This is a genomic window from Collinsella aerofaciens ATCC 25986 (genome assembly GCF_964259375.1).
Lineage (GTDB): Bacteria > Actinomycetota > Coriobacteriia > Coriobacteriales > Coriobacteriaceae > Collinsella > Collinsella aerofaciens_BO.
Genome location: NZ_CAXVJM010000018.1, coordinates 21,737 through 45,209, shown reverse-complemented (window position 1 = coordinate 45,209; position 23,473 = coordinate 21,737). Strand labels below are relative to the sequence as shown.

Here is a 23,473-nt window from a genome sequence, read left to right as displayed (position 1 = left end):
ATTCGACAAGGGGCGACCATTGTGCAATCGCAAGAAGATGACGGGGCGGAATGTCAATCCTGGTCTAACAGAGCCTTTTTAATCCCCGTCCCAGAAAAATCATTATGCATAGAAAGTCATAATTATCATTTCGTAAACATTTCGATGAAATTAACGCCTTGGCGCATACTTGCGGTTAAAATACCGCAAGGCCTAACTACCAACCTTTAAGCCGGTCCGGAGAGACCGGGAAGGAGAATTATGGCGAACAACCATACTGCGGGCACCGCTGCCCGCACCTTCGCGCCCAGCGAGCTTTGTCAGCGCATGCTGGCCAAAACCAGCAAGGGCACCTGCGGTCCCTGCATCCTGTACCTTGAGGATGGGACCATTTTTTATGGCCGTGCATGCGGTGCCGAGGGTACCGCGACCGGCGAGGTGTGCTTCAACACCTCGCTTGAGGGCTATTTTGAGGTCATGACCGACCCGAGCTATGCCGGCCAAATTGTAACCATGACCTATCCGCAGATCGGTAACTACGGCATCGACGGGACCGACGTCCAGTCGGCCTTCCCCGGCGATACCGCTCGCCCTGCGAGCGCTCCCGCCATGCGCGGCATGATCGTCCGCGACATGTGCGTCACGCCTTCCAACTGGCGCTCGGCCGTCAGCGTGCCGGAGTACCTGCGTGCCCACGGCATCGTCGCTATCGAGGGCGTCGACACCCGCGCTCTTGTGCGCCACCTGCGCGACAACGGCTCCAAGATGGGCATTATCTCGACCGAGATCTTTGACGTCGCCGAGCTTGCCGAGCGTCTGGCCGCAGCGCCGACGCTGGTGGGCGAGAACCTGGTCAAGACCGTGAGCTGCCCTGAGCCCCACGCTTTTGCCGCGTGCGACCTGCCCGCTACGCATGACTTTGCGCTTGCTCCTGCCGCTCCTGCCCGCCACAACGTGGTCGCCTACGACTGCGGCGTCAAGCGCGGCATTTTGGAGGGTCTCGTCCGTGCCGGCTGCGGCCTTACTGTCGTGCCGTGGGATATGCCCGCGAGTGAGGTGCTCGACATGAATCCCGACGGCGTCTTTTTGTCCAACGGCCCCGGCGACCCCGATGCTGTGGTGGAGACCTACGAGCAGGTGCAGCAGCTGATCGGCAAGGTGCCGGTCTTTGGTATTTGCCTTGGTCACCAGATGATCAGCCTGGCATGCGGTGCCCAAATGGAAAAGCTTAAATTCGGTCACCGTGGCGGTAACCAGCCGGTTATGAACCTGGTGAGCCGTCGCGTGGAGATCACCGCGCAAAACCACGGCTTTGGCCTGCTGTTCCCAAGTCTGGGCAAACTGATCCCGGAGCTTTCCGGCGGCGAGACCGAGCATGAGGCCGACGGCGACCTGCGCGCCTGGGTGCGTCGCGGCATCGCGCCGGTCGTGATGAACGAGCGCTTCGGCCGCATTCGCCTGACGCACGTGAACCTCAACGACGGCACCGCCGAGGGCATCCAGCTGCTCGATGCCCCGTGCTTCTCGGTCCAGTACCACCCCGAGGCCTCGCCCGGCCCCACCGATGCCCACTATCTCTTTACCGCCTTTACGCGACTCATGGACGGCGAGGAGAACTACCTGGACATCGACACCGCGAAGGACCGCCTTGCCGGCTGGAACTTTGCTGAGTCCGAGAACGCCGCGACCGAGACCGAGGAGAACTAACATGCCGAAACGTACTGACATCAAGCGCATCCTCGTCATTGGTTCGGGCCCCATCGTTATTGGCCAGGCCTGTGAGTTCGACTACTCCGGCGCCCAGGCCTGCAAGGTGCTCAAGGAGGATGGCTTTGAGGTCATCCTGGTCAACTCCAACCCGGCGACTATCATGACCGACCCGGGTCTTGCCGACCGCACCTATGTCGAGCCCATCACCGCCGAGTTTATCGAGCGCGTAATCAAGAAAGAGCGCCCGGACGCGCTGCTGCCCACGCTGGGCGGCCAAACCGGTCTGAACGCCGCCGTCGAGCTGGCGAAAGACGGCACGCTCGACAAGTATGGCGTCGAGATGATCGGCTGCGACCTGGCCGCTATCGAGCGCGGCGAGGACCGCAAGCTCTTTAACGAGGCCATGGCTGAGATTGGCCTGGAGGTCGCGCGCTCGGGCTATGCCTACAGCGTGGCCGACGCCGAGGCTATTGCCGAGCGCGTGGGCTATCCCTGCGTACTGCGCCCGAGCTTTACCCTCGGCGGCGCCGGCGGCGGCATCGCTCACACCCACGAGGAGCTTGTCTCCATCGTGAGCCAGGGCCTGGAGCTCTCGCCCGCCCACGAGGTGCTGGTCGAGGAGTCCATCGAGGGTTGGAAAGAGTATGAGATGGAGGTCATGCGTGACCACGCCGGCAACGGCATCATCGTGTGCTCCATCGAGAATCTCGACCCCATGGGCGTGCACACCGGCGACTCCATCACCGTGGCGCCGGCGCAGACGCTCTCCGACCTTGAGTATCAGCGCATGCGCGTGGCCTCGCTCGCCATTCTGGAGAAGATCGGCGTCGAGACCGGTGGCTCCAACGTGCAGTTTGCCGTGAACCCCAACACCGGTCGCTTGATCGTCATCGAGATGAACCCGCGCGTGAGCCGTTCGTCCGCGCTGGCCTCCAAGGCCACGGGTTTCCCCATCGCTAAGGCCGCCGCGCGCCTGGCTGTGGGTTATACACTCGACGAGATCGTCAACGACATCACCAAGGCCACGCCCGCCTGCTTTGAGCCCACGATCGACTACTGCGTCGTTAAGGTGCCGCGCTTTGCCTTCGAGAAGTTCAAGGGTACCGACCCCACGCTCACCACGCGCATGAAGGCCGTGGGCGAGATCATGGCGATCGGCCGCACCTTTGAGGAGGCCTTCGGCAAAGCCATGCGCTCACTGGAGGACGGTCACCAGGGCATCTGCGCCGGTGGCAAGGAGGGTGCCGACAAGCTGAGCGACGACGAGCTCGCCCAGGCTGTGGCCACCCCGACCGAGCACCGTATCTTCTTTGTGGTCGAGGCCCTGCGCCGCGGCTGGGACATCGCGCGTATCCACGCTATTTGCGGTATCGATCCGTGGTACCTCAACCGTATCAACGACATGGTGCAGGTTCAGGAGAGCATCCGCGGCCTGCGCGTGGAGGATATCGACGCCGACGCGATGCGCCTGCTCAAGCAGTACGGCACGAGCGACGCCGAGATCGCTGCGCTGACCGGATCGGACGAGCGCTTTGTGCGCGCCTACCGCAAGGGTCTGGGCGTGGTTCCCAGCATGAAGACGGTCGATACCTGCGCAGCCGAGTTCTCGAGCGCCACGGAGTACCACTACAAGACCTACGAGAACATCTACCGCACGAGCCCGGATGCCAAGAAGTGCGTTGCCCCTGACGAGACCACGCCGGCAGACAAGCCCAAGGCGATGATCCTGGGCGCCGGTCCCAACCGCATTGGCCAGGGTATCGAGTTCGACTACTGCTGCGTACACGCGAGCTACGCGCTGGCGGCCCGCGGCTTTGAGACCATCATGGTCAACTGCAACCCCGAGACCGTCTCGACTGACTACGACACCTCGGACCGCTTGTACTTTGAGCCGCTCACCTACGAGGACGTCATGGATGTCATCGATGTTGAGCGTCCCGACGGCGTCGTGGTGACGCTCGGCGGCCAGACTCCGCTTAAGCTGGCGCGCATGCTCGAGGAGAGCGGCGTGAACATTATGGGCACCAAGCCCGATGCCATCGACTTTGCCGAGGACCGCGAGCGCTTCGCCGCTCTGCTCGACAAGCTGGGCATCATGTACCCGCCGGCGGGCCAGGCCACCTCGTTTGAGGAGGCCGAGGCCGTGGCCGCGCACATCGGCTACCCGCTGCTGGTGCGTCCGAGCTACGTGCTGGGCGGCCGCGGCATGATGATCGCCTACGATGCCGAGCATCTGCGCGATTACATGGCCGAGGCTGCGCGCATTAGCCCCGACTACCCGGTGTATCTGGACCGCTTCCTGGAGGGTGCGATCGAGTCCGACGTCGACGCCCTGTGCGACGGCGAGGAGGTCTACATCGGCGGTATCCTGGAGCATATCGAGGAGGCCGGCATCCACTCCGGTGACTCTGCGACGTGCATTCCGCCGTTCAGCTTTAGTGAGAGCCTGCAGGCGAAGCTCCGCGAGACCACGCGCCGCATCGCGATGGCGTTGGGAGTCCGCGGCCTGGTCAACGTGCAGTACGCCATCAAGGGCGAGACCGTCTACGTGATCGAGGCAAACCCGCGCGCGAGCCGCACCGTGCCGTTTATCTCCAAGGCCACCGGCGTGCCGCTGGCCAAGTGCGCGGCGCGTATCATGGCAGGCGATTCTATCGCGAGCCTGGGCCTGCCGAGCGACGAGCGTCAGCTCGATTGGTTCTGCATGAAGGAAGCCGTTATGCCCTGGGGCCGTTTCCCGGGAGCCGACGTTATCCTGGGGCCCGAGATGAAGTCGACGGGTGAGGTCATGGGTATCGCCAAGAGCTATCCCGAGGCATATGCCAAGACGCAGCTGGCGATTGACTACAAGCTGCCCGATCCGAGCTGCGGCAAGGTGTTCATCAGCGTGTGCGACCGCGACAAGCGTCATATCCTTTCGGTCGCCCGTATCCTGCGCTACCTGGGCTTTGACATCTGCTCCACCGAGGGTACGGCGCGCGTGCTGCGCGGCGGCAACGTGACGTGCGAAGTCGTGGAGAAGATCAGCGGCCCGCACGACGGCGAGCGTCCCAACATCGGCGACCTCATCGCCGATGGCAAGATTGCGGTAATCATCAACACGCCGTACGGTCCGGGCTCGCGTGGCGATGGCTACCTGCTACGTACCGAGGCCGTGCGTCGCGGCGTGACCTGCGTGACGGCGATGTCTGCCGCCAACACCTACGTGAGCGCCATCGAGGCGGTGCGCGAGGACCAGCAGGGTCACGGCAGCGCCAACGACATGGGCATGGACGTCATCGCCCTGCAGGACCTGCCACAGCACACGGTGTAGTTGACCTGGCCGGCCGGGGCGGGAGGGGCCGAGATTTCCCCCTTTCGCTCCGGCTGCAAGCAGAGTCGCTCAGGAGGAAACTCAGCCCCTCCCGCCCCGGCCTGCGGTGACTTGGCTGCACTGCGTGCTGCCGAAGGGGCTTTGCGCGATGACTAGGGCTGAGAAATAAAGTGAGTGTGGGCTCTGTCGTTCGAATGAACGACAGAGCCCACGTTAATATTTCAGCCAACGTACGTCATAGCAATCCCCGGTAGGTCCCCGGGTGCCCCGCGGCGGTCTGGTGTTTTCATCTGAACGACTTTGCGAAGCAACCGGAGCTCATTTATTTCAGCAAACGTACGTCATAGCAATCCCCGGTAGGTCGCAGGGTGGCGGCTGAGCCTTTCCCTCGGGAAACTTCGCGAAGCCCAGTTCCCGAGGGAAAGGCTCAGCCGCCACCACAAAGACCGCAGGGACGGGAGCAGCTATACTACTCTCAGTAGTTAAGGGTCGCGGATTCGCTGCGTCACCGCTCTCAACAGGAGGTCTATGTTTATGGCAGATCAGAAGCCGGTTGTCGGGATCATCATGGGTTCCAAGTCCGATCTGGGCGTTATGGAAGGCTGCACCGCCGAGCTCGAGGCACTGGGTGTGCCCTATGAGCTCGTCATTGCGAGCGCGCACCGCACGCCGGCGAAGGTCCACGAGTGGGCTTCGACTGCCGCCGATCGCGGTATCAAAGTGATTATCGCCGCCGCCGGCAAGGCCGCCCACCTGGGTGGTGTCGTGGCTGCCTTTACGCCGCTGCCGGTTATCGGCGTGCCTATGAAGACGAGTGACCTGGGCGGTATGGATTCGCTGCTGTCGATGGTGCAGATGCCTTCGGGCGTGCCCGTGGCCTGCGTTGCCATCAACGGCGCCAAGAACGCCGCCATCTATGCCACACAGATTCTGGGTGCTTGCGACCCCGAGTACCGCAAGGTTATCGAGAAGATGAAGCAGGAGATGGCTGACGCCTAAGCGTTCCGCCGTTTCACCGCAGTATAAGGAGAGCCATGTCCGATTATCAGGGAAAACGATTCAAGGCTTCTCAGATTCCCGATCCGTCGAAGCCGGGTGCTGCCCGTGCGGCACAGCAGGGTCGGACATCCTCTCCTCAGCAGCCGCGCGCGCCGCGCCCCGTGACACCGGCGACGCATCGTCGACAGGACGCGCCGGCCGCATATCGTCCTTCGTCTTATAGCTCCGCTAAGAAGCCGCCCCGGGCTTCATCGCATGCCGCGCCGTCGGATTGCACCGAGCCGCCGCGCAAAAAGCGCCGCTCCATTATTCCCATTCTGCTCATCATCATCGGTATCGGTCTGATTGTCGCCGCCGCCGCTATTTTTATTAATGCCCAGATTGGCTATAAGCAGGCGAGCGATTCGTATCAGAAAATCGAGAAGCAATATGTAAGCGATAAGGACGCCAGCGGCGTGCCGATTATCGACTTTGATGCGCTTGCTCAGACGAACCCCGAGATTGTGGGTTGGATTTACGTGCCGGGAACCAACATCAACTATCCCGTGGTGCAGACCAACAACAACTCCAAATACCTCAACACGCTGTTCGACGGAACGGCTAACGCGTCCGGTGCCATTTTCCTGGATAGCGATGACACCGCGCCGGGAATGGTCGACCAGCAGACCACGATCTACGGCCACCATATGAACGACGGATCGATGTTCAACGTGATTTCGGACACCACTGATCAGGCGACGTTCGATAGCATCGAGTTTGTGTACTACATCACGCGCGATGCGACGTATAAGCTGCGTCCGCTGGCGACCAAGGTGGTCGAGGACACGTATGCCAAGGCGCGCACGACCAATTTTGAGGGCGACGACGGACTCAAGAACTACCTGTTCGAGATGCTCGACGGCGCTTCTGCCGTGGCGAGTGATGCTACCGATCGTGCCGCTTCGGCAACTAAGGTTGTAACGCTTGTGACCTGTCGTTCGCTGTCGCTGAGCAACACGCGCGCCGTCATGGTGCTCACGCCGGTCGAGGAATAAGTTGTTCGAGAGTAGCTAAAAAGGCCCCGTCCCAAATTGGCTACTCGACGACGGTAAGGGAGAAACGATGCTTGAGAGTGGCAAATTGATGCCTTCGATTGATGCTTGGCTGCGCGAGGCCAAGGCCGATGCTTCGGCGGCAGGCTGCGGGATGTATCTGACGCATAACGGTGTGGTGCGTGCGACGCCCAAGGCCGAGGTGCGCGGAGTCGAGACCGATGGCGTGGCACCAGGCCGCAGGGTGGGCGGCATGGTCTTTGACTACGACGCCGAAAAGGTACGGTCTGCTATCGGGGCCACGCGCGCGATGCCGGGTATCGGCTATGTGCGCGTGTGGCTGGCAAGCGGCGAGCTTGCCGTAGGTGACGACATCATGCTCGTGCTCATCGGCGGGGACATTCGCCCGCACGTGGTCGATGCGCTGCAGGCGCTCGTCGGCACCATCAAAAATGAGTGTGTGAGCGAGGTCGAGCGCGAGGCGTAAGGCCGGCAGCGGCGGCTCGCCAACAAAAAGCCCGCTGGCAGTTCAATCAGTCTGCCAGTGGGCTTTTCTGTGCGTTGGAAAATCTCGGCATTGCGTGGCGCTACACGCGCGTCGCATCCTTGGGGCTCATGGTCATGCTCTGGAAGCGGTTTTCCATGTATTCGTTATCGAAGTGCTCTCCGTAGAACTGTGCGACGGGAATGTCCGGCTCCGTGCCGTTAACGCGCTGGTACCAGTAGTCGAGCGACTGCAGCGTCATGACGCCGTCGACCAGCATGATAACGGTAAAGATGACGGTGGCCGAGTAGCGGCTCTTCCAGGGGATCTTGTTGATAAGCTTAAGCAGCCTCGGCAGCAGCAGCTTGATCCAGATGAGGCCGCCCAGGCCCCACAGGCAGGCGAAGCCCGTGCAGGTGCGTCCGCCCGTGAGGACCACGAGCGGATCGGGCAAACCGAACAGCGTTATGTGCGAGTAGCTCCACGAGACCACGCCAAACGCGGTCTGCATAAACCAGCCCACGAACACCTCAAAGCTGGCGCCGAGCAGGGCGCTCACCAGGAAAATGATGATGGGGTTCTTTTTGTAGAAGCGATTAAGCACCATGGTCATGAGCACGGCGCCAAATCCGTAGATGGGGCTGAAGGGGCCAAACAGCATGCCGGCGCGGTTCTGATAGACGCCCGGGTCGTCGACCGTCATGTGCCAGATGTCCTCGGCGATCAGGCCGAGTATGCAGCAGACAAAGAACACCCAGAACAGGTTGAAGTAGTTGAGCTTGATGTAGCCTTCGCCGGTTTCATCGCGCCCGAGCATGCCCTCGGCGGCGGCGTCGCGGTCGAGCATCTCCTGCAGGCGGCGCTGCAGTTCGCGCTCCTGACGAAGCGTGGGGTCGACGGTTGCCGAAAGTGCAACGAGGATGCCGAGCTGGATCGCGGGACGCAGCAGGAAGGGCCCGATGCCCTGGAGCATCACGTCGACCAAAAGCTCGACGACCGTGAATGCAATAAGGATGTAGGACAGGCGGGCGGCGTTGCGGCGCTGGTTTTTGATAAGGTCCAGGCCAAAGATGATTAGGATGACGGCACTTGCCGCAGAGAGCATGATGCCGGCGACGATAAGGCCGACTGCGACGAGCGTGTTGTCGCCGAGCTTTTCGGTGGCGTTGCCGTTAACAAGTGCCGTGATGACCTGCCACATAAAGGCAGCGACCGACGGGAGCGTGCCCACGCCGGAAAGGATGCACAGGACAGCGTACACCTTAATGATGAGGGGGATCTTCTTGACCTCCGTGGCGCTGGGGACGCTGGGGTCGAGTTCGTTTCGATCCATACAGAACCTTTCTCGCTTTGTTGTAGGTTATAAGGATACGCCGCCGACCTGCCAAAAGACAGGACGAACGTCCCAATTGCAACAATGTAAGCCCTAACGGCGGGCGAGACGCGCCGCAACGGAAGCATGCGGGATCGTCGGTCCCGAGGCGATTGCCCAATAAAATGTTTGGCTGCAAAACGGATTATAAGCTCGGTGGGCTTTTAAAAAGCGCTGCTCATGCGCCGGGGAGCGCGTCGCGCCGTGCGTATAATAAGGCGGGTAACGCCAAAAATACGAGGCTCTGAGGGGATGCCATGTCTCAAGAAACCATCCGCGCGGCCGAGCGTGCCGCGGGACAGGTGAACACCATGTCGACGTATGATCCGGACTCCGACCAGCTGCATGAGGAATGTGGCATTTTCGGCGTATGGGCGCCCGATCGCGACGTGGCTCGACTGACGTACTTTGGCCTGCGTGCACTGCAGCACCGTGGCCAGGAATCGGCGGGAATCGCCGTGGGTGACGGCGGCACGGTTATGGTCCGCAAGGATCTGGGCCTGCTCGACCGCGTGTTCTCCAATGCCGACCTGTCGACGCTCTCCGGCCAGCTGGCCGTGGGTCATGTGCGCTACGGCACCGCCGGCGCCAAGAGCTGGGAAGCCTCTCAGCCGCACCTCTCTACCATCAACAGCGTCATTATCGCGCTTGCTCACAACGGCACCCTCGTCAACACCGACGAGCTGCGCCGCCAGCTGATCGAGCTGGGCGTGCCATTCCTCTCCAATTCGGATTCCGAGGTCGCGACCAAACTCATCGGCTATTTTACCCAGCGTACGGGCCATCTGCGCGAGGGCATTCGCAAGACCATGGAGCTCGTGCGCGGCGGCTACGCCATGACGCTCATCAACGAGCAAGCGCTCTACGCATTCCGCGATCCACACGGCATTCGCCCGCTCGTGCTGGGCAAGCTGGTGGACGAGGGTCTGGACCAGGCCGATGCCGCAGCCGTTTCGCAGCTGCCGTCGCAGGACGGCGCCGCGACGGTCGACTCCGCCGTCCGTGTCACGCGCGCCGGCGGCTGGGTCGTTGCTTCCGAGACCTGCGCACTCGACATCGTGGGTGCCGAGTACGTCCGTGACGTCCGTCCCGGCGAGATCTTGCGCATCAGCGCCGAGGGTCTGGTATCCGAGCAGGGCGTGCCTGCAGCCGAAGAGCCCGCCAACTGCATCTTTGAGCAGGTCTACTTTGCCCGCCCCGACTCCATCATGAACGGCAAGAGCGTCTATGCCTGCCGTTACGACATGGGTCGCCAGCTGGCACACGAGGAGCCCGTCGAGGCCGACCTGGTCATCGGCGTGCCCGACTCCGGCCTGCCGCCCGCGGAGGGGTATTCGCACGAGAGCGGTATTCCCTTTGGCGAGGGCCTTATCAAGAACCGCTACGTGGGCCGTACGTTTATCGAGCCTACGCAGGAGTTGCGCGCCATGGGCGTGCGTATGAAACTCAACCCGCTGCGCGACAATATCGAGGGCAAGCGCCTGGTCGTCATCGACGACTCCATCGTGCGCGGCACCACCATGGTGCAGCTCGTCAAGATGCTGCGCAACGCCGGCGCCAAGGAGATTCACATCCGCATCAACTCGCCCGAGGTCATTTGGCCGTGCTTCTACGGTATCGATACCGACGTGCAGTCGCAGCTTATCAGCGCCAACAAGACGGTCGACGAGATTTGCGAGTATATCGGCGCCGATTCGCTGGCCTTCCTTTCGGTCGAGGGCCTGCTTAAGGTCATGCCCAAGGGCGGCTACTGCGACGCGTGCTTTACCGGCCGCTATCCCGTGGCGATTCCCGAGAGCTTTGGCCGCGACAAGTTTATGGAGGGCTTTAAGCCCCGCAACCTGGACAAGCCGCTGTACTTTGACGACGACGCCGTGGTCGAGAAATACGACGACCGCAGCTGGGAAGAGGAGCACGGCGAGGCCTAAAACCTGCCATATGGGGACAGGTATATTTTGGTAGGTTTTACCTGCTGTTTTGTTGATATGACGGCGGGTGCTGTTATGGCACACGCCGAAATGAACGCAATTATGAGCACCGTTTGGCGCCCGCGCGGCGCCACGGTAGTGGGAGAGGAAGGCTCAGATGAGCGACAGCAAGCATGTGACGTACGAGGACGCCGGCGTCGATACCGCCGAGGGCGGTCGCGCCGTCGACGCGATTAAGCAGATGGTCAAGGACACCAATCGTCCCGAAGTTATCGGCGGCATCGGCGGCTTCGGTGGCCTGTTCTCGGCTGCCGCGCTTAAGGATATGGAAGACCCGATCCTGATCAGCGGCACCGACGGCGTGGGCACCAAGCTTGTGCTCGCCCAGATCATGGACCGTCACGAGACGGTGGGCCAGGACCTGGTCGCCATGTGCGTCAACGACATTTTGGCTTCGGGCGCCGAGCCGCTGTTCTTCTTGGACTACGTCGCCATTGGCCACATCGAGGCCGAGCATATGGCAAAGATCATCAAGGGCGTTGCCGACGGCTGCAAGCTCGCGGGCTGCGCGCTCGTGGGTGGCGAGATGGCCGAGCACCCGGGCGTCATGGCTCCGGCCGACTACGACCTCGCTGGCTTTACCGTGGGCGTCGTCGACCGTCCCAAGATGCTCGACCCCGCGAACGTTCGCCCCGGCGATGTGATCCTGGGCCTGCCTTCCACCGGCGTGCACTCCAACGGCTACTCGCTCGTGCGCAAGGTCATCGGCGTCGACGGCATCAAACCGGGCACGCCCGAGGCCGCCGCTAAGGCCGAGGAGCTGAGCCGCCCGCTCGAGGAGCTCGGCGGTGCATCGCTGGCAGACGCCCTGTTGGCTCCTACGCGCATTTACGTCAAGCCGATTCTGGAGCTGCTCCGCGGTGGCGCCAACGTTCATGCCATTGCCCACATCACCGGTGGCGGTATTACCGAGAACCTCAACCGCGCGCTCGCCGACGACGTCGACGCCGTGGTCACCCGCAACGGCGCCGAGATGGGCTGGGACGTTCCGCCCGTTATCACCTACGTGTCGCGCCAGGCCGAGCTTGCGCCCAACGAGGCGTGCAAGACCTTCAACATGGGCGTTGGCCTGTGCCTGATCGTCGCCCCCGAGGACGAGGCCGCCGTGACCGAGGCTCTGGTCGCGCTGGGCGAGAAGCCGTTCCGCGTGGGCGAGTGCGTCGAGGGTTCCGGTAAGGTCGTGTACTCCGATGAGCGCTAACGAGCAGATGGCTGCTGCCGAGGTCCTGGCTTGGGGCCCGTATACCCGACCGACCGGCACCGATACCGCCGAGCCGCTCAAGATCGGCGTGCTCATCAGCGGCTCCGGCACCAATCTGCAGGCGTTGATCGACCTGATCGCCACCGGCAAGCTCAACGCCTCGATCGAGCTTGTGGTGTCGAGCCGTCCTTCGGCCAAGGGCCTGCGGCGTGCCGAGCGCGCGGGTATCCAGACGCTGACCCTTTCCAAGGATGTCTATGCCGACCCCATCGCCGCCGACGAGATCATCGCGCACGAGCTGCTCGAGCGCGGCTGCGAGTATGTGGTCATGGCCGGCTACATGCGCATGGTGCATACGCCACTGCTGGCGGCGTTCCCCAATCGTGTGGTCAATTTGCATCCGGCGCTGCTGCCGAGCTTTACCGGTGCGCATGCGATTGACGATGCCTTTGCGCGCGGCGTCAAGGTAACTGGCGTGACCGTGCATTTTGCCAACGAGATCTACGACAACGGTCCCATCATCGCCCAGCGTGCGCTGGCTGTTGAGGAGGGCTGGGATGTCGACACGCTCGAGGAGCACATCCATGCGATTGAGCACGTGCTGTATCCCGAGGTCGTGCAGATGCTCGCCGACGGCCGCGTTCACGTGCTGGAGAGCGGCAAGGTCGCAATTGACGCGCCTCGCGGCTAGCGGCGCACAGTACAATTTAGCCGAGTAGTCAGGGTGGTCATTGGCGCCAAGTCGCAAGTGGCCACCCTTTGTTTTAGGTAATCACCTGCGACGCTCTTCAATGACTAGTCGTTAAAGAACGTCGCAGGTGACAAGGTGAGAGAGGTGGGCCCATGGCGGATAACGAAGCATTGTTTACGCCTGAGCTGGTGTTTTTTGATTGGGAGTGTGCGACGCCGGATGAGGTGTTTGCGCAACTCGAGGACGAGCTTGCCCCGCGCGGCTACATTGCCGCGGGTTGGCTCAACGCCGTCCGCACGCGCGAGGACACCTATCCCACGGGTCTCGCCATGCCGGCGGCAAACATCGCCATTCCGCATACCGATCCGGGATTTGTGGCCAAGCCCTATATCGCGGTGGTAAAGCCCGCCGCACCTGTGACGTTCAACGCGATGGCGGGCATGGGCGCCCCGGTGCCGGCGCAGATCATCATCAACCTGGGCATTGCCGAGCCGGGCGGGCAAGTCGAGGCCCTGCAAGCGCTCATGAATATCTTTATGGATGCCGATGCCGCAGCCGATGTACTCGGCCAAACCACGCCGCAGGGCATGGTCGACGCCATCCGTCGCCACTTTTAAGGTCGGCGCTGGGGGACTGTCCCTAACTGCCGGCAGAAAAGGAACGTCCCTAATTGCCAACTGCCAGACTTGTCCCCTTTGCACCAAAATGGTGCAGATTAACCTGTCCCCCATGCACCAGGTGTGCCGCGGGGGCCGCGTTGTGACACAATGGCGTTTGTTCGATTCGTGATGCGAAAGGCCAAACATGGTAAACAAGAAAAAGAACCCCGAGGCCGCGCCGACGCCCGAGCAGCGGTCCCGCGCCGCCTCCAGCTCTCGTAAGAAGCAGCGCAAGACCTATGTGTCCAAGACCGTCAAGATTGTCCTGGTGGTCATCGGCGTGCTGGCGATGCTGCTTTCCGTCTCGGCCATGGCGTGCTCCGGCCTGATGTCGCAGACCGAAAGTGCCAGCTCGGGCTATAAGCTTACTGGTGGCGTGGCTGCTACCATCAACGGCACCAACCTCACCGAGGACACCGTGACCAAGCAGATCATGAGCATGCGCACGTCCTACGGCTACACCAAGGACAAGGACTGGGCACAGTACCTGGTCGACAACGACCTCACACCCAAGAAGTACCGCAAGCAGCTCATCGACTCCTACGCGCAGCAGATTCTGCTTCAGCAGGCGCAGAAGGAAAACGGCGTGACGGTGTCGGACAAGGAGGTCGAGAAGGCTTGGAAGGACGCGTGCAAGAGCGCGGGCGGTGCCAAGACCTTTAAGAAGACGCTTAAGACCTACGGCTACACCGAGGACACCTACAAGGATTCGCTCAAGGAGAGCCTGGCGCAGCAGAAGCTCAAGGATGCCGTGGCACCCACCAGCAAGCCCAAGGACAGCGAGATTGTCGATTACATCAATGAGAACCTGTCCAACTACAACGATGCCCGTCGTTCGTCGAATATCCTGATCAAGGTCGATTCTGACGCTTCCGACGAGGACAAGGCTGCCGCCAAGGCCAAGGCGCAGGAGTGCCTGGACAAGATCAACTCCGGCGAGCTGAGCTTTGAGGATGCCGTGAAGCAGTACTCTGACGACACCGGCTCCAAGGAGAAGAAGGGCGATGTGGGCTGGGACAAGCTCACTACCTTCGTCGACAGCTATCAGGCGGCACTCGGGGGACTCAATAAGGGCGATGTGAGCGACGTCGTCGAGTCGACCTATGGTTACCACATCATCAAGTGCACCGACTACTTCCATGTCGATAATCAGGTCGATGACATTAAGCAGGTGCCCAAGGCCATCAAGAAGTACGTCTCCAACGTGGTGAAGACGCAGGCGGCCAGTACTGCATACAGCGAGTGGCTGGAGCAGTACAAGAAGGACGCCGACATTACCGTCAACCCCATGCCCAAGGACGTGCCGTACAACGTCAGCCTGAAGGGCGTCACCAAGAGTTCGACCGACGATTCGTCGACGACTAAGTAATCATGGGGCGGCGCTCGCGCGAGTGCCGCCCGCACTATTGAGGAGGATTTGCAGATGACCAACGAAGAACTGCAGAAGGAAATGATTGCGGCCATGAAGGCCAAGGACAAGGTTCGCCTGTCCATCATTCGCCAGGTTAAGGCCGAGGTGAAGAACATCGAGGTCAACGAGCGCCGCGATGTGACCGAGGAAGACGTCAACAGCATGATCAAGCGTCTGATTAAGCAGACGAGCGAGACGTTGGAGATGTCCATCAAGGCCGGTACCGACCAAGAGCGTACCGACAACCTGACCGAGCAGGTCAAGATTCTGGAGAGCCTGCTGCCCGCGCAGGTTTCGGGCGAGGAGCTCGAGGCCTTGATCGAGCAGGTCATCGCCGAGCTGGGCGCGACCTCTAAGAAGCAGATGGGCCAGGTCATGGGCGCGCTCGGCAAGGCCACTGGCGGAAACTTCGATAAGCCGGCAGCAGCAAAGATCGTCGGTGCAAAATTGGCGTAAGCGCCGGCCGACACATAGCCGATGCTGAGGGGGCGTGACCATCGCGGTCGCGCCCCTTTTTGATGAGCTGGGTACTCATTGGGGACAGGCTTAAATGAGTACCCAATGAGCGGGCACTCATTTAAGTCTGTCCCCAATGAGTGGGTTAAAGGTTGCGGGTTCTTTACGGGAATGTAGTGTGGGCTGCGGAAACGTGGTTCTTTCCGTACAATGGTTCAACTCGTGTAAACGCAGGGAAGGGACATTCATGGCAGACATGATCGAGATCAAGCATCTCAACAAGTACTTTGGCGACCTGCATGTGCTCAAAGATATCAATCTCACCGTCAAGCGCGGCGAGAAGCTCGTGATGATCGGGCCTTCCGGCTCGGGTAAGTCGACGCTCATCCGTTGCGTCGATTATCTGGAGGAGCCCACGTCGGGCGAGGTCGTCATCGACGGTACGCCGCTCACAAAAAAGAATCACCTGGAGATGGCTCGCAAGTATAGTTCCATGGTGTTTCAGCAGTTCAACCTGTATCCCAACATGACGGTGCTGGGCAACCTGACGCTCGCGCCCATCAAGCTGCAAAAGAAGAGCAAGGAGGAGGCGACCGAGATCGCCATTGCCGCGCTCAAGCGCGTCGGCATGGCTCATAAGGCCGGCGAGTATCCGCAGAATCTCTCGGGCGGTCAGCAGCAGCGTATCGCCATCGCCCGTGCCCTGTGCACCAAGCAGCCCATCATCCTGTTTGACGAGCCGACCTCGGCGCTCGACCCCGAGATGGTCCAGGAGGTTCTGGACGTTATGATTGAGCTTGCGCAGGAGGACATCACCATGATCTGCGTGACGCACGAGATGGGTTTTGCGCGCCAGGTGGCCGACCGCGTCATCTTTATGGAGGACGGCCGCATCCTGGAGGAGGGCACGCCCGAGCACTTCTTCGATAACCCCGAGAACCCGCGCTGCCGCGAGTTCCTGTCCAAGATTCTGCACTAGGCGCGGTGATGGACATGACGGATATGACGAGGGCGGCCGTGTCGCGCCGTCACTTTTTGCAGCTGGCTGGCGCCGGCATGCTCGCGCTGACGGGGACCGCGCTTACCGGTTGCGGCAACTCCACCAGCGGCGAGGGCTCCGACAAGGGGTCCAAGCTTGCGGCCATCAAGTCGCGTGGACATCTGAATGCCGGCGTTAAGAAGGATGTTCCCGGCTACGGCTATTACGACACCGCCAAGGGCCGCTTTGAGGGCATGGAAGTCGATTTGTGCTACCAGATCGCCGCTGCCGTCTTTGGCGTGAGCTACAAGGAGGCCCGCGCTCAGGAGCTTGTCGAGTTTACCGACGTAACGCCCAAGACGCGCGGCCCGCTGATCGATAACGGCCAACTCGACGTGGTCGCGGCGACCTACACCATCACCGACGAGCGCAAGAAGAGCTGGGATTTCTCGACGCCGTACCGTACCGACTACGTGGGACTCATGGTCAAGAAGCGTTCGGGCTTTACCTCGATTGAGGACCTGGACGGCAAGGTCATTGGCGTGAGCCAGGGTGCCACCACGCAGGGCCTGATCGAGCAGATGATCAAGGACAACGGCTTTAGCTGCAAGCCCGAGTTTAGGGCCTTTAGCGGCTACCCCATCATCAAGAGTTCGCTCGACGCCGGCAATATCGACGTCTTTGCCATGGACCGCTCCACGCTGGCCGGTTACATGAACGAGACCGTTGAACTGCTGCAGCCCGAGGTCAAGTTTGGCGAGCAGGGCTACGGCGTGGCGACCAAGAAGGGCTGCGACCTTTCGGCCGTGGTCGATCAGGTGATTTGCGATCGCCTGGCCGATGGCTGGCTCGACCAAGAGGTCAAGACCTGGGGTCTTGTATAGGCGCATCGTCCAAGGAAGGAATCAAATGCTCGAAGGATTGTTTGACGCCGACCGCTGGTCGACGACATTTCAAAACATGGGGCCCTTCTGGGAGGGCTTTGGCGTGACGCTGCAGGTGGTCGTTGCCGGTCTGCTGCTGTCGCTGGTGCTGGGCACGCTGCTGGGCGTGTTCTCTACCACCCGTTCGCGCGTGCTGCGCGCCATAAGCCGCGTGTACGTGGAGTTTTACCAGAACACCCCGTTGCCCGTGCAGGTGCTCTTTATGTACATGGCCGGTCCGCAGTTTTTGCAGGCCATAACCGGTGCCGACCAGCCGGTGCGCATCGCGCCGTTCGTGCTGGGCTTCTTGGGTGTGGGCCTGTATCACGCGGCCTACATTTCGGAGGTCATCCGCACTGGTATCGAGGCGGTTCCGCGCGGTCAGATGGAGGCGGCCCAGAGCCAGGGCTTCACCCGTGCGCAGGCGTACTGGTACATCGTGCTACCCCAGACGTTCAAGATCATTCTGCCGCCGCTGTGTAACCAGGCGCTCAACCTGGTCAAGAACACGTCGGTGCTGGCGCTTGTGGCCGGCGGCGACCTTATGTACCGTTCCGACAACTTTGTGAGTCTGTACGGTTACCTGCAGGGATACATCGTCTGCTGCCTTATGTACTTCATCATCTGCTTTCCGCTCGCCATGCTGGTGCAGTGGCTCGAGCGCCGCTCCAAGGAGCGTCCGCGCGGTGTGAGCCTGGCCGAGCTGGGGCTCGACAACGTAGAGGAGGCCTAGCGCATGGAAATCTTCAACGCGACCAACCTGCTCTACATTTGGGGCGGCTTTGTTAAGACAATCGAGATCTCGGCGCTGTCGATCTTTTTCTCGCTCATCTTTGGCACGGTGCTGGCGCTTGTTAAAAGCTATGCGCCCCGCCCATTCCGTATTTTGGTGAGCGCCTATATCGAGCTGTTCCGTTGCACGCCGAACCTGCTGTGGATCCTGTTTATCTACTTTACGGTGCAGGGTTTGGACATTGTGATTTCGACCATTGCCTTTACGCTGTTTACCAGCGCTGTTATGGCCGAGATTGTGCGCGGCGGTCTCAACTCGATTCCGCGCGGCCAGTTTGAGGCAGCGCAGAGCCAGGGCTTCGGCTTCTTTGCCACCATGCGCTACATCATTCTGCCGCAGACGTTTAAGACGATCATTCCGGCACTGTTTAGCCAGTGCACGACCGTCATCAAGGACAGCTCGTATCTTTCGGGTATTAACGTGGCCGAGCTCATGTACACGGCAAATGTCGTGATGGCCCACGCGATCGACCTGTCGCAGGTGCTTATGCTCTACGGCCTGGTGTTTGCGATGTACTTTGTGCTCAACTTTGGTATCTCGCTGCTGGTCCGAGCATATCAGCGCCGCATCGTAGCCGCATAGTCCTGCTTCCCCAAGCACGGCACCTTGCCCCTCAATCGTCGCTTGCGTACATTTGGTACGCGGCGCTCCTCTTTCGGGGCAATCTGCCGCACTTGGGAAACCAGGACGGTCGTAAGTGACAAAATGGGAATCAGGAATCGCCTATTTCTCATTTGTTAGAAAGGAATCGCGATGAGCGATCTGGAGAACAAGAAGAGTCCTGTGGTCATTACCATCGCGCGCGACTTTGGTGCCGAGGGCCACGAGATTGGCCGTATCCTCGCCAACGAGTTGGGGATTCCGCTGTACGATAACGAGCTGCTGGTGCGCGCGTCGCTGCGCGCGGGCGAGTCGCTCGATAAGATGGCCGCCTACGACGAGCGTCTGGCCGTGGAGAACATGGCGTTCCTGCCCGACCGCTACGACGCGCGTTCGTACTCGGATAAGTTGTTCCAAAAGATGAGCCAGGTGATTTTGGATCTGGGCGAGACCGAGAGCTGCATTATCGAAGGCCGTCTGTCCGATTACCTGCTGCGTAACAACCCCAACCACATTGCCGTGTTGGTGACCGCACCCTTTGAGGACCGCGTCGAGATCGTGCGCAAGAAGCGCGGCCTTAACAAAAAGAAGGGTGCCAAGCTGGTCAAACAGCAGCAGAAGGCGCGCGAGGCGTTCTATAAGCGCTACAGTGCCGGCAAGTGGAAGATGACGAGCGGTAAAGACATCGTCGTCAACCGCGCCAAGTTGGGCCGCGAAGGCTGCAAGGACGTCATCGCCGCAGCTTACCGCTACAAAGTCGCCCAGCTCGAAGCTTAACCGACCAAAACCGCCACAAAGGGCAGGCACCTTTGTGGCGGTTTTTGTTTTAGGCCGAGGGGAAGGCCTTGGTGAGACCGGCGCGCGTTTGCGTGTCGGTCTTTTGGTAGATAGAGCTCAGGTGGCGCTGTACCATGCGCATCGAGATACCGAGCTCCTCGGCGACCTGTTTAAGTGGACGTTCGTCCCGGGTAACGGCTATGAGCACGTCAACTTCGCGCGGGGTGAGAGCGTGGTTGGCGATGAAGGCCTGACGCTGCTCCTCGACGGTGGGCGCGGCGAGTGCTTCCTCGGCAAGCTGTTGATGTTTGCGCTCCTGCTCGGTTTGGGGCAGGCGAAACAGGCCGGCTGCCACGAATGCCGCACAGGCGGCGACGAGCAAAACGAGCGCACCGATCATGATGAGGGCAACGTTGCCCGAGGTCACGAGGGCAAGCGAGATGCCCGCTGTAGTGAATGCACATGCATTGTTGGCGGCGCGTCCCATGCCGGCCCAGAGGGCGGGCGCATGCATGCGCGTTGCCAGCTGTGTAAAGGTGGCGGTAAAGAACGTGACGAAAAAGCCCGAGCTCAGGTAAAAGACGACAAGGCCCAGATTGGGATCGGCGCCGGCCTCCACGGCCAGGATGGAAATGGTCGAGAGCACGGCGATGCCGAGCATGACAAGTCCCATGTAGCGGCGCTCGGCAAGATCAAAGATAAGACCGGCGGCAAGACCGCTCGCCGCCAAAAAGAGGCGCGGCCAGGCTTGTACGGCGATGGTGCCGTGGGCATTGGAGAGCGTGACCACGTTGTCCAGGGTCGAGAACAAGCAGGCAAGAATCATGACGAGCGCGATGCTCCAGCATGCCTGTTTGGCGAGGGCGTGAGAGGGCTCAACAAAGGGATTGATGGCGGGGTTCGCGGCTGTGTCTGTGTTTTGAAGAGCAGCGCTGAGGGCAGAGATGGCGATCGTCGCTGTGCCGAGAACGATAAGCTCTGCGATACCGCCGCAATTGAGCAGGTTGACGGCGAACTGCATCAGGATGCCCGCGGCATAGGCCGCTCCCGCGCCGGTGGCGAGTTTGGGGTCATCCCGGAATGCCAACGAAAAGGCGTGGTGAGCAGCGGCGCCTAACAGTCCGAGTCCAAAGAATGCGATGCAGCCCAGGATCTCGAGGGCAAGTGGAGCCGTAGGGGACTGGATTTGGGTCAATCCCAGGATGGCGATGGGAACAGCGGCGTTGGCGGCTGCCAATGAGTGGCCTTTGCGCTGTGCGAGCCCGAGCAGCGGCGCGTATCCGATAAAGCCGAGTACACTCGCGCCCAGAATAAAGCCCTGTGCGATCACAACGCGTTCGGCACCGGCGAGCAGCCCGACATTGATATCGAAGCGAAACTCGGCGGCAAGGAAGGCGAAGGTGAAGAGCGCGAGTGCCAGAAGCGCGTTGATTTTAGGCCTGCTCAGGTTCAAGGACGGTCCTTTGGGTGGACGAGTAATCGTGTCCTCGATTGTAGCGTTCCCGGGACGAGTGTGGCGATGGCGAAATCATATTGAATTAAACCGCAGGTAGATGCCTAGGTTCGCATCTACGAACCTAGGCGTACGGAGTCATTTGACACATCTTGGTGGTACAGGACCACCACAAAGGGGACGGGCACCTTTGTGGTGGTATGCCCCTACGACCAAGGAGGCCGTTATGTGCGGAAGCCACTTTGGAAAGCAAATCCAGCGCGAGCGTACCTGCTCGCTGGTTCACGGTACCTGGCGTTGTGTGGGTGCCAAAATAGCTTGCGCCGGCGCGTGCGCGCTTATGGTCGGTCAGCTGCTGCTGCCGAGCGTGGCGCTGGCGACGGAATGCGCCGACCTCGCCGCTGGGACGGATGAGGTTGCCGCAGCTCCGGTGACGCCGACGGTTGCGGGGGATACGGCTGCAACGACCGCACCAGCTGCTTCGACCGCGCCTGCAACCGATGCTGCTCCGGCGGCGCAAGCCACCGTTGAGCCTCAGCAGACGGCCCCGACTGGCGCCACCGATGAATCCAACGATGCGGCACCCGCTGAACAAAATACTCCCAGCGACAACGCCGCCACGCCGGCGAATGACGCCATCATGCCCTGCGGTGTGACCGATGTTGTTGGCGGCAGCGGCGTTAGGGTCAATATTACGGTGCGGAACAATTACACCGACATCAAGAAAGAAGAAACGATTGAGTATGTGGAGGGGATTGCCCTTGTAGATGGAGACCAGTCTGCTCTCGATGGTAGCGCTTTGACTTTTATCGGCCTGGGGGACTTGATCGTCCATGCGGCGTATAACAGTGCGAGCAATAAAACAACGCTTACCCTGGATATCAGCAAGATTCAGAGACAGAAGGAGGAGCAGAAGTACTTTACGGAGTACAAGGAGAATAAGTCCAAGATGACGACCACCTATGATGGATCCAAGCTTACGTATACGGGTACAGAGCCCGGGAATATCATCATCGGTGATCCGGACGACGCCTTTAAAGGAGACACCGAGGCGACCGGGAAACCCACTATTAACGAGATCCGGGATGACTACTACACCCGCACCCATGTCTACGAGAGGGCGTGCCTTGTTATCCCGGCAGCGGAATCAGAATCGGAATCCATCTCCTTTGCCAATGTTCAGAATACGAACTTCAATTGGCAGCTGGATACTGGTCCGCAGGCGACGGCAGGTGTCCCTAACTACGATGCAGATAAATACGAAATCGCTTATGAATGCTGGCAGGAATTTGAAAACAACGAACCCGTTGCTGCCTGGTATTCCGATAACGGCTCACATGGTTCCCTGCCGACTATTACAAAGTTTAAAAGCGGGAAAGAGTACGTGTATTCTCTTATGCTGAAGCCAAAAGACGGATATTCCTTCAGCGATGAAACCGTTGTTACCGTAAACGGGGAAACCGTAAAGTCGAGTCTAAGCGGAGAATTCCTGTATGTCCCTGCTATTAAAACAATTACGATGCCTGCTTCGTCGGAAAACGAAGCCCTCCATAACCTGAACGTCAACGACGTGAAGACCGACTACGCGCCCGGCGAGGCGCCGCGTGCGACCGCGACGATTCCTGCCGCCGATGCCGATAAGTATGAGATCGCCTACGAGTGCTGGGAAGAAATGGAGCTCGATATGGAATCCGGGGAGTCGGTACCCGTCGCCTTCTGGTATTCCGATCCCGCGGAGTACAAGCCGGGCATGAAGAAGATTGACCACTTCGAAGAGGGCAAGTTCTACATGTATTCCGTCGAGCTGAGGCTCAAGGGCGACAATACCGTGGCCGATGACTGCAATATGAACGTCAACGGTCATTGGGCGCACCACATCAAGACCGACAACGGCGTCTTCGCGCCAAACGCTGACAATATGCTGTGCGAGCAGCCGATCGACGAATGGCGTGCCATCGACGTTATCGAGGTCAACGGCGCCACGACCACCTTCAAGGCGGGCGATAGGCCGGTCTTTACGGCGAATGTTCCGACGGGTTCCAACTCCCTTCCTCAATGTGAGTTCTGGACGGGCAGCGACGGCAGCGAAGTGAACTCCGTGGATTTCTGGGATCAGAACATTACGAACCACATCGACGCCTTTAAGCCTGGCGTGACCTATCGCTACGGCATCTACCTCAAGTCCGCGCGCGGCTTCTACTTCACGTCCGACACCAAGCTGGTGATCAACGGCCAGGAGTGCGGCTACCAGGTCGCGGACAGCGTATCCGATGAGGACAGCGGTTGGATCTACACCCTGTGGCTCAACACCGATCTGACCTTTACGCCCGAGGCCACGCCGACCCCCGATCCGCAGCCTACGCCGGATCCCAAGCCGACGCCGCAGCCTGGGGTGAAGCCCGCGGCCAAGCCGGCCACGACAACCGCCACGACCAAGACGGTTGAGAAAACCACGCAGGCCAAGAAGGGCGATGCTGTCCTGGCTACCACGGGGGATACCACCGCGATGACGGTCGCCGCCCTAGGCATCGCCGGCGCAACCGTAGCCGCCGCCGGCATCGCCGTGACCAAGCGCCGCAAGCGTTAGAGCTGGGTGACGGCTCTCGTTCTCGGCTTCAGTAAAATCTCAATCTGTAACACCAGACTGCCCAAAA

General features: G+C 60.6%; 20 protein-coding genes. 18 read left to right on the top strand and 2 right to left on the bottom strand.

What is annotated here, in order from left to right; genetic code table 11:
• The 6 genes from ACEXKH_RS08310 to ACEXKH_RS08285 form a co-directional block, all read left to right on the top strand.
• A partial coding sequence (locus tag ACEXKH_RS08310) for a hypothetical protein (RefSeq protein WP_373573756.1) occupies nucleotides 1–210 on the top strand: 210 nt, incomplete at its 5' end.
• A gap of 30 nt (nucleotides 211–240) precedes the next feature.
• A complete protein-coding gene (carA, locus tag ACEXKH_RS08305) occupies nucleotides 241–1,686 on the top strand; it encodes a glutamine-hydrolyzing carbamoyl-phosphate synthase small subunit (RefSeq protein WP_373573755.1) in 1,446 nt (481 codons plus the stop codon).
• 1 nt (nucleotide 1,687) lies between these two features.
• Nucleotides 1,688–5,002, top strand: coding sequence for a carbamoyl-phosphate synthase large subunit (gene carB / locus ACEXKH_RS08300; protein ID WP_195644884.1), 3,315 nt, complete (start codon nucleotides 1,688–1,690; stop codon nucleotides 5,000–5,002).
• Between the two features lie 534 nt (nucleotides 5,003–5,536).
• Nucleotides 5,537–6,001, top strand: a complete 465-nt coding sequence (gene purE, locus ACEXKH_RS08295; RefSeq protein WP_006235810.1) for a 5-(carboxyamino)imidazole ribonucleotide mutase — start codon at nucleotides 5,537–5,539, stop codon at nucleotides 5,999–6,001.
• Between the two features lie 35 nt (nucleotides 6,002–6,036).
• The gene (locus tag ACEXKH_RS08290) at nucleotides 6,037–7,035 is read left to right on the top strand and encodes a class B sortase (RefSeq protein ID WP_373573754.1); all 999 of its coding nucleotides are present in this window, start codon (nucleotides 6,037–6,039) and stop codon (nucleotides 7,033–7,035) included.
• 67 nt (nucleotides 7,036–7,102) lie between these two features.
• Nucleotides 7,103–7,519, top strand: coding sequence for a molybdenum cofactor biosynthesis protein MoaE (locus tag ACEXKH_RS08285; protein ID WP_373573753.1), 417 nt, complete (start codon nucleotides 7,103–7,105; stop codon nucleotides 7,517–7,519).
• Between the two features lie 100 nt (nucleotides 7,520–7,619).
• On the opposite strand, the gene ACEXKH_RS08280 is transcribed toward ACEXKH_RS08285, so the two are convergent.
• Complete coding sequence (locus ACEXKH_RS08280; RefSeq protein ID WP_117564037.1) at nucleotides 7,620–8,849, bottom strand: putative ABC transporter permease; 1,230 nt, start codon at nucleotides 8,847–8,849, stop codon at nucleotides 7,620–7,622.
• A gap of 296 nt (nucleotides 8,850–9,145) precedes the next feature.
• Between ACEXKH_RS08280 and purF the strand changes: the two genes are divergently transcribed.
• From purF to ACEXKH_RS08225, 11 genes are all read left to right on the top strand, one after another.
• On the top strand, nucleotides 9,146–10,816 hold the full coding sequence (purF, locus tag ACEXKH_RS08275) for an amidophosphoribosyltransferase (RefSeq protein WP_055251559.1): 1,671 nt from the start codon (nucleotides 9,146–9,148) through the stop codon (nucleotides 10,814–10,816).
• Between the two features lie 157 nt (nucleotides 10,817–10,973).
• Nucleotides 10,974–12,077 (top strand): phosphoribosylformylglycinamidine cyclo-ligase, encoded by a 1,104-nt coding sequence (gene purM / locus ACEXKH_RS08270; protein ID WP_055251557.1) that lies wholly within the window; start codon nucleotides 10,974–10,976, stop codon nucleotides 12,075–12,077.
• Nucleotides 12,067–12,768 carry a phosphoribosylglycinamide formyltransferase gene (gene purN / locus ACEXKH_RS08265; protein ID WP_373573752.1) on the top strand — a complete coding sequence of 234 codons (702 nt, stop codon included), beginning with the start codon at nucleotides 12,067–12,069 and terminating at the stop codon, nucleotides 12,766–12,768. The genes purM and purN overlap by 11 nt, the downstream gene beginning before the upstream one ends.
• A gap of 152 nt (nucleotides 12,769–12,920) precedes the next feature.
• Complete coding sequence (locus ACEXKH_RS08260) at nucleotides 12,921–13,385, top strand: PTS sugar transporter subunit IIA (RefSeq protein WP_373573751.1); 465 nt, start codon at nucleotides 12,921–12,923, stop codon at nucleotides 13,383–13,385.
• A 187-nt stretch (nucleotides 13,386–13,572) separates the two neighbouring features.
• Nucleotides 13,573–14,796: a peptidylprolyl isomerase gene (locus ACEXKH_RS08255; RefSeq protein ID WP_373573750.1), complete on the top strand. Its 1,224-nt coding sequence runs from the start codon at nucleotides 13,573–13,575 to the stop codon at nucleotides 14,794–14,796.
• 54 nt (nucleotides 14,797–14,850) lie between these two features.
• Nucleotides 14,851–15,294: a GatB/YqeY domain-containing protein gene (locus ACEXKH_RS08250; protein WP_006235801.1), complete on the top strand. Its 444-nt coding sequence runs from the start codon at nucleotides 14,851–14,853 to the stop codon at nucleotides 15,292–15,294.
• A 247-nt stretch (nucleotides 15,295–15,541) separates the two neighbouring features.
• Nucleotides 15,542–16,273: an amino acid ABC transporter ATP-binding protein gene (locus ACEXKH_RS08245; RefSeq protein WP_022094215.1), complete on the top strand. Its 732-nt coding sequence runs from the start codon at nucleotides 15,542–15,544 to the stop codon at nucleotides 16,271–16,273.
• Nucleotides 16,274–16,281: 8 nt separating this feature from the next.
• Nucleotides 16,282–17,157: a transporter substrate-binding domain-containing protein gene (locus ACEXKH_RS08240; RefSeq protein ID WP_082435536.1), complete on the top strand. Its 876-nt coding sequence runs from the start codon at nucleotides 16,282–16,284 to the stop codon at nucleotides 17,155–17,157.
• 25 nt (nucleotides 17,158–17,182) lie between these two features.
• Nucleotides 17,183–17,929 carry an amino acid ABC transporter permease gene (locus ACEXKH_RS08235; RefSeq protein ID WP_035136546.1) on the top strand — a complete coding sequence of 249 codons (747 nt, stop codon included), beginning with the start codon at nucleotides 17,183–17,185 and terminating at the stop codon, nucleotides 17,927–17,929.
• Nucleotides 17,930–17,932: 3 nt separating this feature from the next.
• Nucleotides 17,933–18,571, top strand: a complete 639-nt coding sequence (locus ACEXKH_RS08230; protein ID WP_055285379.1) for an amino acid ABC transporter permease — start codon at nucleotides 17,933–17,935, stop codon at nucleotides 18,569–18,571.
• Nucleotides 18,572–18,742: 171 nt separating this feature from the next.
• A complete protein-coding gene (locus ACEXKH_RS08225; protein ID WP_373573749.1) occupies nucleotides 18,743–19,366 on the top strand; it encodes a cytidylate kinase-like family protein in 624 nt (207 codons plus the stop codon).
• A 49-nt stretch (nucleotides 19,367–19,415) separates the two neighbouring features.
• Here ACEXKH_RS08225 and ACEXKH_RS08220 read toward each other — a convergent pair whose 3' ends face one another.
• Nucleotides 19,416–20,819 (bottom strand): helix-turn-helix transcriptional regulator, encoded by a 1,404-nt coding sequence (locus ACEXKH_RS08220; RefSeq protein WP_373573748.1) that lies wholly within the window; start codon nucleotides 20,817–20,819, stop codon nucleotides 19,416–19,418.
• 226 nt (nucleotides 20,820–21,045) lie between these two features.
• Between ACEXKH_RS08220 and ACEXKH_RS08215 the strand changes: the two genes are divergently transcribed.
• Nucleotides 21,046–23,406, top strand: coding sequence for an LPXTG cell wall anchor domain-containing protein (locus ACEXKH_RS08215; RefSeq protein WP_373573747.1), 2,361 nt, complete (start codon nucleotides 21,046–21,048; stop codon nucleotides 23,404–23,406).
• Nucleotides 23,407–23,473: the final 67 nt, after the last annotated feature.